Source organism: Pseudonocardia sp. ICBG601 (assembly GCF_020496245.1).
The window spans coordinates 62,810-73,311 of sequence record NZ_JAHLJA010000040.1; the positions used below are offsets into that span (position 1 = coordinate 62,810).

A 10,502-nucleotide genomic window follows, 5' to 3' on the forward strand; every position below is an offset into this window, starting at 1 on the left:
ACCTGCGGTGCCCGCCCGGCGACGGCCGGTAGCGTCGCCGCCATGCCCGAGTTCCACCACACCGATGTGCTCCCGCTCGGCCCGGACGACACCGAGTACCGCGAGCTCGACCTGCCCGCGGGAACCGTGACCGAGGCCGCGGGCCGCACCTTCCTCGAGGTCCCGCCGGAGACGATCACCGGTCTCGTCCGCGCGGCCGTCTCCGACATCCAGCACCTGCTGCGACCCTCGCACCTGAAGCAGCTGCGCGCCATCATCGACGCCCCCGAGGCCTCCGGCAACGACCGGTTCGTCGCCACCGATCTGCTGCGCAACGCCTGCGTGTCCGCGGGCGGGGTGCTGCCGATGTGCCAGGACACCGGCACCGCGATCGTCGTCGGCAAGAAGACCGAGACCGTGCTGACCGGCGGCGACGACGAGGCCGCGGTGTCGCGCGGGGTCTTCGAGGCCTACCAGGAGCTGAACCTGCGCTACAGCCAGATGGCGCCGATCAGCTTCTGGGACGAGAAGAACACCGGCACCAACCTGCCCGCGCAGGTCGAGCTGTACGCCAAGCCGGGCCGGGACCCGTACTACGAGTTCCTGGTCATGGCCAAGGGGGGCGGCTCGGCCAACAAGACCTTCCTCTACCAGGAGACGAAGGCGCTGCTGAACCCCAAGCGGCTCGCCGCGTTCCTGGACGAGAAGCTGCGCAGCCTCGGCACCGCGGCCTGCCCGCCGTACCACCTGGCGATCGTCGTCGGCGGCATGTCGGCGGAGTTCAACCTCAAGGTCGCCAAGCTCGCCTCGGCCCGCTACCTGGACACCCTGCCGACCGAGGGCTCGCCGCTCGGGCACGCCATCCGCGACACCGACCTGGAGCAGCAGGTCCTGGAGCTGACCCGCAACTTCGGGATCGGCGCCCAGTTCGGCGGCAAGTACTTCTGCCACGACGTGCGCGTCATCCGGCTGCCCCGGCACGGCGCCTCGCTGCCGGTCGGCGTCGCGGTGTCCTGCTCGGCGGACCGCCAGGCCAAGGCCAAGATCACCCCGTCCGGGGTGTACCTGGAGCAGCTGGAGCGCGACCCGGCGCAGTACCTGCCCGAGACCACCGACGGCGACCTGTCCGACGAGGTCGTGCGCATCGACCTGAACCGGCCGATGGACGAGATCCGCGCCCAGCTCTCGCAGCTGCCGGTGCGGACCCGGCTGTCGCTGACCGGGCCGCTGGTCGTCGCCCGCGACATCGCGCACGCCAAGATCGCCGAGCGGCTCGACGCGGGCGAGCCGATGCCGCAGTACCTGCGTGACCACGCCGTCTACTACGCCGGGCCGGCCAAGACCCCCGAGGGCTACGCGTCCGGCTCGTTCGGGCCGACGACGGCCGGGCGGATGGACTCCTACGTGAAGCAGTTCCAGGAGGCCGGTGGGTCCCTGGTGATGCTGGCGAAGGGGAACCGGTCGAAGCAGGTGGTGGACTCCTGCGCCGCGAACGGCGGCTTCTACCTGGGCTCCATCGGCGGCCCGGCCGCCCGCCTGGCGCAGGACTGCATCCGCAAGGTCGACGTGCTCGAGTACCCGGAGCTCGGCATGGAGGCGGTCTGGAAGATCGAGGTCGAGGACTTCCCGGCGTTCGTCGTGATGGACGACAAGGGCAACGACTTCTTCGCCGACACCAGCGCGCCGACGCTGCAGGTCACCTTCCGCACCTGAGCCCGACGCTGCCCGGTGCGCCCCCGCCGGGCCCTCCGGCACCGCGCCGTCGCACCCCGGGACGTCGTGTGGCACCCCTCGCGCGGGGTGCCACGCGCAGTCACGGGGTGCGACGGTGTCCTCTGTGGTCGAGGTCAGCGCAGGCGGCGGGGGCCCGCGTCGCGCCGGTCGGGAACCGGGCCGATCGTCACCCGTGCGCCGGCCACGAACGCGCCCTGCGGCGAGGCCAGTACCGGGTCGAGTGCGAGCGAGCGGACCTGCGGCAGGTCCTCGACGAGCCGTCCGATCCGCAGCACGACGTCCTCCAGCGCGGCGAGGTCGACCGGGTCGGTGCCGCGGTAGCCGGTGAGCAGCGGCGCCGCCCGCGGGGCCCGCACCAGCCGGGCCGCGTCCTCGGTCGAGACCGGCAGGACGCGGTAGGCACGGTCGTCGAGCAGCTCGGTCGCCATCCCGGACAGCCCGAACGCGACCAGCGACCCGAACGACGGGTCGTCGACGACCTCCACCGTGCACGAGGTGCCCTTCGGCGCCATCCGCTGGACGTAGACCTCGTCGGAGCCGGTGACCCGTGACAGCTCCGCGTGCGCGCCGCGCAGCGCCTCCTCCGAGACCAGGTCCAGGCGCACCCCGACGAAGTCGCCGCGGTGACGCCACTGGTCCGCGGTCGACTTGATGACAACCGGGTAGCCGAGCTCCCCGGCGGCGGCGACGGCGTCGTCGGCGCCCTTCGCCCGGCGGAAGGTGATCACCTCCAGGCCGTAGCAGGCGAGCAGGCCGACCGCCTCGTCGTCGGTGAGGGGGTGCGTGACGTCCGGCCCGAACGACGCCACGAGCTCGCGCGCCCGGTCGGCGTCGATGCCCTCGGGCACGACGAACTCCCCGACGGCGGTGTCGCGCCACTGCGCGTAGCGGCTGACCCGGCCCAGCGCCGACGTCGCCCGCTCGGGACTGGCGAAGCTCGGCACCGACCCGCGGCCGGGGGTGCCGTCGGTTCCGGGGACCGACAGCTCGGCCGGGATGCCCTCCGCGGCCAGGAACACCGCGACGACCGGGACCCCGGCGCCGGCCGCCGCGTCACGCAGGGCGCGCGCGTGGTCCCGGCCCGCCACCGCGACCGGCGGGACGAACACCGCGATGAGTGCGTCCGGGCGGACGTCGCCGTCCAGGGTCGCGCGGACCGCGCCGGCGAAGGCCTCCGGGGAGGCCTGGGTCCCGACGTCGACCGGGTCCCCCGCCAGCTCAAGACCCTCGTCGAGCAGCCCGTCGAGGACCAGCAGGTTGACCGCGGTGGAGTTGCCGACGACGGCGACCCGGCGGCCCTTCGGCAGCGGCTGGTGGGCGATGAGCAGGGCGGTGTCGAACATCTGCGGGAGGGTCTGCACGCGGATGACGCCGGCCTGCTCGAACAGCGCCTGCACGCTGGACTCGTCGATCGGCGCCGCGACCGAGGCCAGCGACGGCAGCGTCCCGGTGTGCCGCCCGGACTTCACCGCGATGACCGGCTTGGTGCGGGCGAGCCTGCGGGCGACGCGGGCGAACTTGCGCGGGTTGCCGAAGGTCTCCAGGTACAGCAGCACCTGCTCGGTGTTCGGGTCGGTCTGCCAGTACTGCATCAGGTCGTTGCCCGACACGTCGGCGCGGTTGCCCGCCGACACGAACGACGACAGCCCCAGCCCGCGGGTGCGGGCGTTGGCGAGGATGGCGCTGCCGAGCGCGCCGGACTGGCAGAAGAACCCGGTGCGCCCGTGACCGGGCAACCGCGGCGCGAGGGTGGCGTTGAGCCGCACCGCCGGGTCGGGGTTGGCGACGCCGAGCGCGTTCGGCCCGACCACCCGCATCCCGTGCGCCCGCGCCTCGGCCACCAGACGACGCTCGGCGACGGTGCCGCCGGCGTCACCGGCGTCGGCGAAGCCGGAGCTGATGACGACCAGCACCTTCACGCCCTTGGCCAGGCAGGAGTCCATGACCTCGTCGATGTTCGCGGCCGGGACGGCGACGACCGCGAGATCCACCTCGTCCGGGATGTCGATCACCGACGGGTAGGCACGCACGCCCCGCACCGAGCGGGCGTCGGGGTTGACCGGGTACACCGGGCCGGTGAACCCGGCGCGCAGCAGGTTCAGCAGGACGGCGTGCCCGATCTTGGTCTCGTCCGCGGACGCGCCGATCACCGCGACCGAGGTCGGGTGCAGCAGGTTCGCGACGCTGCGGGCCTCGGCGGCCTGCTCGCGCGCGTAGCGGACCGCGATCGACTTCTCGGTCGGGTCGATGTCGAACTCGAGGTGCAGCACGCCCTCGGCGAAGGCCCGCGTGACGCCGTAGCCGGCCTCGCGGAACACCCGCACCATGGCGTGGTTCTCCACCAGCACCTCGGCCTCGAACCGGGACAGCCCGTTCTCCCGGGCGGCGGCGGCGAGGTGTTCCAGCAGGATCGAGCCGAGCCCGCGGGACTGGTGGTCGTCACGGACGACGAACGCCACCTCCGCGGAGGTGACCGGCTTGTCGGTGCCGGCCCCGTCCTGCGCGGCGGCTCCTCCGCCGGGGGTCAGCCCCTCGTAGCGGCCGACGGCGATGATCTCGTCGCCGAGCAGCGCCAGGAACGCGACCCGGGTCCGGTGGTCGACGACGGTGAACCGCTCGAGGTCCCGCGCCGAGATCCGCGGGTACGGGCCGAAGTAGCGCAGGTAGCGGGTGCGGTCGGACAGCTTGGAGTGGAAGTCGAGCAGCGCGTCGGCGTCGCTGGGCAGGATGGGGCGCAGGTGCACGATCCCGCCGTCGGAGGCGACGACGTCGGCCTCCCAGTGCCGCGGGTAGGGATGCTCGGGGGTGGTGGCCGGGGTCTCGTCGGTCGTCTCGGTCATGGTCGGTCTCAGTCCCGCGGGTCGTCGGGGTCGAGGCCGTGCAGCGGGAACACCGCACGACGGGTCTCCAGGATCGCGGAGTCGACGCGCTCGCCGAACGAGCCGCCCCACCGCTCGAACGCCGGGTCGGCGCCGTCGGACATCGACACCGGCAGCGGCGACCGGGTCCGGGTCGCGGCGAGCGCCGTCCAGTCCGCGGGGATCGAGGTGTCCGGGTCCACGTCACGGTCCAGCGCCACGGCCATCAGGTGCGTCCACGAGCGCGGGACCACCCGGTAGAGCGCGTACCCGCCGCCGCCGAGGACCAGCCACTTGCCGCCCGCGGTGGTCTCGGCCATCTCGCGCAGCGCGTGGTAGATCGCCCGGTGGCCGTCGACCGACAGCTCCAGGTTCGCCAGCGGGTCCTCGGAGTGGGTGTCCGCGCCGCACTCGGTGACCAGCACCTGCGGGCGGAAGGACTCCAGCAGCGACGGCACGACGCCGTGGAAGGCCCGCAGCCAGCCCGCGTCGCCGGTGCCGGGGGGCAGCGAGACGTTGACGGCGTACCCCTCGCCGGCACCGCGGCCGGTCTCCCCCGCCCAGCCGGTGCCCGGCCACAGGGTGAGCGGATGCTGGTGCATCGAGATCGTCAGCACCCGGGGGTCGTCGTAGAAGCAGTCCTGCACGCCGTCGCCGTGGTGGACGTCGACGTCGACGTAGGCGATCCGCTCGTAGCCCTGCTCCAGCAGCCAGGCGATCGCGACCGAGCAGTCGTTGTAGACGCAGAAGCCCGCGGCGCGGTCGCGCATCGCGTGGTGCAGCCCGCCCGCCATGTTCACCGCGCGGTCCGCGCGGCCCTCGGCGATCTCCCGGGCGGCGGCGACCGAGCCACCCGCGATCAGCGCGGACGCCTCGTGCATGCCGAAGAAGATCGGGTTGTCGGCGGTGCCCAGCCCGTGGCCGACACCGAACGGCGACTCGGGGGCGGACTTGACCGCCGTCTGGAAGCCCGGGGTGTGGACCCGGGTCAGGTCCACCTCGCCCGCGGGCTCCGGGACGACCAGGTCGACGCCGTCGAGCACGCCCAGCCCGCGGGAGAGCTCCATCATCAGCTCCAGCCGCACCGGGTTGAGGGGGTGGTCCTCGGACAGCTGGTAGGTCAGGAACTCCGGAGTCCACACCACCGACGTGCGAGCGCTCATGGGCCGGAACCGTATGCCAGGCCGGCGGGCGCGGTCACTCCCGCGCGGCCCACGGCCGGTCCCCGATCTCGGCCGGGCGGTCCGGGTCGGCGCTCCACTCCGACCACGACCCGGGGTACAGCGCGGCCGGGGCGTCCGGCGTGGTGAGGCCGGACTCCTCCAGCGCCAGCACCAGGGCGCAGGCGTTGACACCGGACCCGCAGTAGGCGCCGGTCGCGACGCCCGGTGCGACGCCGGCGGCGCGGAAGCGCTCGGCCAGCGCGTCGGCGCGGTGCCAGCGCCCGTCCGGGCCGGTGTTCGCCGCGGCCGGGGTGTTGCGGGCACCCGGGACGTGCCCGGCACGCGGGTCGACCGGCTCGGTCTCGCCGCGGAAGCGGGCGGCGGCGCGGGCGTCGAGGAGCACCCCGTCGCGGGCCAGCGCGGCGGCCCCGTCGGCGTCGACGACGGGCATCCCGCCCGGCCGGACCACCAGGTCACCGGGCGGCAGGGGCTCCGGCTCCGGTGCCCCTGCACCCGGGGCGTTCCCGGCGACGGGCAGGCGTGCGGCCTGCCAGCCGGCGAACCCGCCGTCGAGCACCCGGACCCGGCCGGGCGCGACGCCGGCCCAGCGCAGCAGCCACCAGGCGCGGGCGGCGACCGAGCCGTCGAGGTCGTCGTAGGCGACGACGAGCTGGTCACCGGCGTCGTCACGGACCCCGGCCCGACGCAGGACCTCCTGCAGCGCAGCGGCTCCGGGCAGCGGGTGGCGCCCGCCGGGCCCCGGGCGCGCGGGGCCGGCGGACAGCTCGGTGTCGAGGTCGACGAACACCGCTCCGGGGATCCGGTGCGCCTCGTGGTCCGCGCGGCCGGGCGGGCCGACCAGACGCCACCGGACGTCCAGCACCACCGGTCGCGCGGTATCGGCGACCGGGGCGGGCCCCAGCAGGCCAGCGAGTTCCGAAGGGGGGATCATGGATCCGGACACGCGCCCCATCCTGCCCCGGACGGGCTCGCCATGCGCGGGAGCCGCGCTGGGTAGACTGGACGTCGAACGAAGGGGCCCCATGTGAACGACCTCATCGACACCACGGAGATGTACCTCCGCACCATCTACGAACTCGAGGAGGAAGGCGTCGTCCCGCTGCGCGCGCGGATCGCCGAACGCCTCGGACAGAGCGGGCCGACCGTCAGCCAGACGGTGGCCCGCATGGAACGCGACGGACTCGTCGTCGTGGCCGGGGACCGCCACCTCGAGCTGACCGACGAGGGTCGCGGCCGCGCCGTCGCCGTCATGCGCAAGCACCGGCTCGCCGAGCGGCTGCTGATCGACGTGATCGGGCTCGAGTGGGAGCTCGTCCACGCCGAGGCGTGCCGCTGGGAGCACGTGATGAGCGAGGACGTCGAGCGCAAGCTGCTGCACCTGCTCGACAAGCCGACCGTCTCGCCCTACGGCAACCCGATCCCGGGTCTGGAGGAGCTGGAGCGCGGTGACGACACCTCGGCGTCGTCGTCGGTGCCGCCCACCCTCGAGGTCGGCCTGCAGCGGCTCGACGAGCTGGCCCGCCGCGGCGGCGGTCGCGTGGAGATCCGGCGGATCGCCGAGCACGTGCAGCTGGACTCCGACCTCATGGGCGAGCTGAAGCTCGCGGGGATCGTGCCCGGCAACGCGGTCGAGGTGGGCCCGATCTCCCGCTTCGGCGACCCGGTGCCGGTGAGCTCGGACGACGAGAAGTCGACCGTCGCTCCGCCGGTCGCGCACGCCGTGCTCGTCCGCGCGATCTGAGGAGGATCCGGACACGTGAAGCTGCTCGTCACCGGCGGCGCGGGTTACGTGGGCAGCGTGTGCGCCGCACACCTGCTCGACGCCGGCCACGAGGTCGTCGTGCTCGACGACCTGTCCACCGGCCACCGCGACGCCGTGCCCGCGGGGGCGGAGTTCGTCGAGGGTGAGCTCGGCGCCCGCGCCCGGGAGGTCCTGGGCCGCGGCGGGTTCGACGGCGTGCTGCACTACGCCGCCCGCTCGCTGGTCGGGGAGTCCGTCGAGCAGCCCGAGAAGTACTGGGACGGCAACGTCGTGGCCTCCTTCCGGCTGTTGGAGGCCGTCCGGGAGCACGCGGTGCCTCGGCTGGTGTTCTCCTCCACCGCGGCCACCTACGGCGAGCCGGAGCAGGTCCCGATCCCGGAGACCGCGCCGACCCGGCCGACCAACCCCTACGGGGCGAGCAAGCTCGCGATCGACCACATGATCACCTCCTATGCGCGGGCGCACGGCCTGGCCGCGACGAGCCTGCGGTACTTCAACGTGGCCGGGGCGCACCTGTCCGGTGACACCCCGCTCGGGGAGCGGCACGCGGTCGAGACCCACCTGATCCCACTGGTCCTGCAGGTCGCCGCGGGCACCCGGGAGTCGATCTCGGTCTACGGCGACGACTGGCCCACCCCCGACGGCTCCTGCGTGCGCGACTACATCCACGTGGACGACCTCGCCGAGGCCCACCTGCTCGCGCTGACCCACGCCGTCGCGGGCCGGCACGACATCTACAACCTCGGCAGCGGTCAGGGGTTCTCCGTGCTCGAGGTCGTGCAGGCCTGCCGCACGGTGACCGGGCACCCGATCCCGGCCGTCGTCGCGCCACGCCGGGCCGGGGACCCGGCGGTGCTGGTGGCCTCGAGCGAGCAGGCCGCGCAGCAGCTGGGCTGGAAGCCCTCGCGCACCGCGATCGCCGAGATCGTCGCCGACGCCTGGGAGTTCGCCCGGTCCGTGGTGACCCGGACCGCCGTCGGTGTCCCGGCCGGGGTGCCGGTCGGCGGGGTGTCGGTCGACCGGGTGCCGGCCGGCCGAGCAGCGGCCCGCCGCCTCGACCGACGGGCTCACCGGGCGGCCGGGTCGTCGGTCGCGTCCGGGTCGAGCATCGCGGTGAGCAGCCGCCGCAGTCCGCGCGGGCCCGCCCACCGCGCGGAGGGTGAGCTCGGGTCACGCGTGCCGTGCAGGCTGCTCGCCACCACCCCGGCGAGCACGTGGTCGGGCCGCTCGGCCAGCGCCCGCTGCACCGCCCCGGTCGCGAGGGCGCCGTCACCGCGCAGCAGGGCGCACACCGCGAGCAGCGCCAGCGGGTGCGCCCGCTGCGGTGACGGCAGGGCTGCGGCCAGTACCGCCCACAGCTGTTCGGCGTCCGCCGCGCGGCCGCCCAGGCAGCGGCGCAGCGCCTCGTCGCGCACGTCACCGACGTCGAGGGCGCCGCACAGCGCCAGCGCCAGCCGGTCGTCGACGACGAGCCGGCTCGCGGCGGCCTCGTCCAGGCAGGCGTCGAGCAGCGCGGTGCCGACCGCGGCGGAGACCCTGGCGGGCGCGGCGCCGGTGTCGCGCAGCCGGGCCCGGCGGCGGCGGGCGCCGGCGTCGCCGTCGAGCGGGGCGAGCACCGCAGCGCGGTCGGGCAGGACGGCCCGGCCGTCGCGGACCGCGGCCGTGACCCCCAGGGCGGTCGACGCCGGGTCGGGCAGGATGCCGCCGCAGGTGCAGGGCTGGTCGAAACAGCCCCAGCGGTCCCCCGCCCCGGTGCCCGTCGCCCAGAGCACCGCGACGGGCTCGATCCCGGCGTCGAGCAGCGCCCGCCGCGCGGCGGACCCCATGTCCCGGCGGCTCCGGCGCGGGCTCGGCCCGCCCGGGCCCGGGTCGCGCACGACCAGTGCCAGTGCCCGGGCCGGCCGTTCGCCGACGAGCACCCCGACCGCCTCCTGGCACACCCGGCGTGCCGAGGCCGACGAGCGCGGGAGGTCGACCCGCACGGTGAGCCCGACCCCGCCCCCGTGACGCGAGCCGGTGAGCGAGACGAGGACCAGCGAGTCCCGGGGGTGGAACCCGAGCAGCACACCGGGATCGCGGCGATCAGCTCGGCGGGGCTCTCCAGCGGGGGCGGCGGGCCGAACGGCTCCGGTGGACCGGGGTCGGGCGGGTCCGCCGTCCCGGGCGGCGGCGGGGCGGGTTCGGGCTGGGGGCAGGCGGTCATGGCACCACGGTCGGCCCGGGCCGGGGCGTGCGGAACACCGTCACCCGCCCGGCTGTGGACAGCCGGGCGTCACACCCCTTCCTGAGGGGGTGTCGTGGATGGTTCGGGGTGGCGCGTCGGTCGGCAGGTCGACCTGCACGAACGTTCTGCACCCGCACTGTGTGCACCACGGGCCGGGGGAGGTAGGAACGTCCCATGCGCGTGCATCTGGGCGTCGACATCGGCACGTCGGGTTCGAAGGGCGTCCTCGTCGACGCCGGCGGCCGGGTGCTGGCCCGGACCGACCGGGCACACGACACCGCGCAGCCGGTGCCCGGCCACGTCGAGCACGACGCCGAGGCCGTCTGGTGGGGCGACTTCGTCGCGATCGTGCGGGAGCTGCTGCCCGCCCTCGACGACGGCGCCGAGCTCGCCGGGCTGGGGGTGTCGGGGATCGGGCCGACCCTGCTCCCCGCCGACGGCGACGGCCGCCCGCTGCGCCCGGCCATCCTCTACGGCGTCGACACCCGCGCCGGCGCCGAGATCGACGAGCTGAACGCGGAGCTGGGCGTCGACGCGATCCTGGCCCGGGCCGGGACACCGCTCTCGTCGCAGGCGGTGGGGGCCGAAGTGGCGGTGGCTGGCCCGGCACGAACCGGAGGTGTTCGCGCGCACCGAGATGTTCCTGATGTGCTCGTCGTACCTGGTGCACCGGCTCACCGGCGAGTACGTGCTCGACCACCACTCGGCCAGCCAGTGCGACCCGATGTACGACCTGACCGCCGCGGACTGGGCGCCCGACT

At 74.8% G+C, this 10,502-nt stretch carries 6 protein-coding genes and 2 pseudogenes; 4 read left to right on the forward strand and 4 right to left on the reverse strand.

Annotation, left to right across the window (positions count from 1 at the left end; all coding sequences use genetic code 11):
- The first annotated feature begins 42 nt into the window (after positions 1-42).
- Positions 43-1,692: a fumarate hydratase gene (locus KPL57_RS15070; protein WP_226352098.1), complete on the forward strand. Its 1,650-nt coding sequence runs from the start codon at positions 43-45 to the stop codon at positions 1,690-1,692.
- A 134-nt stretch (positions 1,693-1,826) separates the two neighbouring features.
- Here KPL57_RS15070 and KPL57_RS15075 read toward each other — a convergent pair whose 3' ends face one another.
- From KPL57_RS15075 to KPL57_RS15085, 3 genes are read right to left on the reverse strand one after another with little or no spacing between them, the layout of a single operon-like run.
- Positions 1,827-4,553 carry a bifunctional GNAT family N-acetyltransferase/acetate--CoA ligase family protein gene (locus KPL57_RS15075; protein ID WP_226352099.1) on the reverse strand — a complete coding sequence of 909 codons (2,727 nt, stop codon included), beginning with the start codon at positions 4,551-4,553 and terminating at the stop codon, positions 1,827-1,829.
- An 8-nt stretch (positions 4,554-4,561) separates the two neighbouring features.
- On the reverse strand, positions 4,562-5,734 hold the full coding sequence (locus KPL57_RS15080) for an acetoin utilization protein AcuC (protein ID WP_226352100.1): 1,173 nt from the start codon (positions 5,732-5,734) through the stop codon (positions 4,562-4,564).
- Positions 5,735-5,768: 34 nt separating this feature from the next.
- Positions 5,769-6,686 (reverse strand): sulfurtransferase, encoded by a 918-nt coding sequence (locus tag KPL57_RS15085; protein WP_226352103.1) that lies wholly within the window; start codon positions 6,684-6,686, stop codon positions 5,769-5,771.
- 93 nt (positions 6,687-6,779) lie between these two features.
- On the opposite strand from KPL57_RS15085, the gene KPL57_RS15090 reads away from it, so the two are divergent.
- Together KPL57_RS15090 and galE are read left to right on the forward strand one after the other, a co-directional pair.
- A complete protein-coding gene (locus tag KPL57_RS15090; RefSeq protein ID WP_075333573.1) occupies positions 6,780-7,496 on the forward strand; it encodes a metal-dependent transcriptional regulator in 717 nt (238 codons plus the stop codon).
- A gap of 15 nt (positions 7,497-7,511) precedes the next feature.
- A pseudogene (galE, locus tag KPL57_RS15095) lies at positions 7,512-8,474 on the forward strand (UDP-glucose 4-epimerase GalE); the annotation flags it as partial.
- Between the two features lie 110 nt (positions 8,475-8,584).
- Here galE and KPL57_RS72175 read toward each other — a convergent pair.
- Complete coding sequence (locus tag KPL57_RS72175; protein ID WP_226352104.1) at positions 8,585-9,583, reverse strand: DUF4192 domain-containing protein; 999 nt, start codon at positions 9,581-9,583, stop codon at positions 8,585-8,587.
- A gap of 332 nt (positions 9,584-9,915) precedes the next feature.
- On the opposite strand from KPL57_RS72175, the pseudogene KPL57_RS15105 reads away from it, so the two are divergent.
- Positions 9,916-10,502 (forward strand): annotated as a pseudogene (locus KPL57_RS15105) (FGGY family carbohydrate kinase); the annotation flags it as partial.

Bases quoted from the DNA above. Each gene is read 5' to 3' on its own strand.
- KPL57_RS15075 (WP_226352099.1), bottom strand. From the start codon at position 4,553: ATGACCGAGACGACCGACGAGACCCCGGCCACCACCCCCGAGCATCCC.
- KPL57_RS15070 (WP_226352098.1), top strand. From the start codon at position 43: ATGCCCGAGTTCCACCACACCGATGTGCTCCCGCTCGGCCCGGACGAC.
- KPL57_RS15080 (WP_226352100.1), bottom strand. From the start codon at position 5,734: ATGAGCGCTCGCACGTCGGTGGTGTGGACTCCGGAGTTCCTGACCTAC.
- KPL57_RS15085 (WP_226352103.1), bottom strand. From the start codon at position 6,686: ATGATCCCCCCTTCGGAACTCGCTGGCCTGCTGGGGCCCGCCCCGGTC.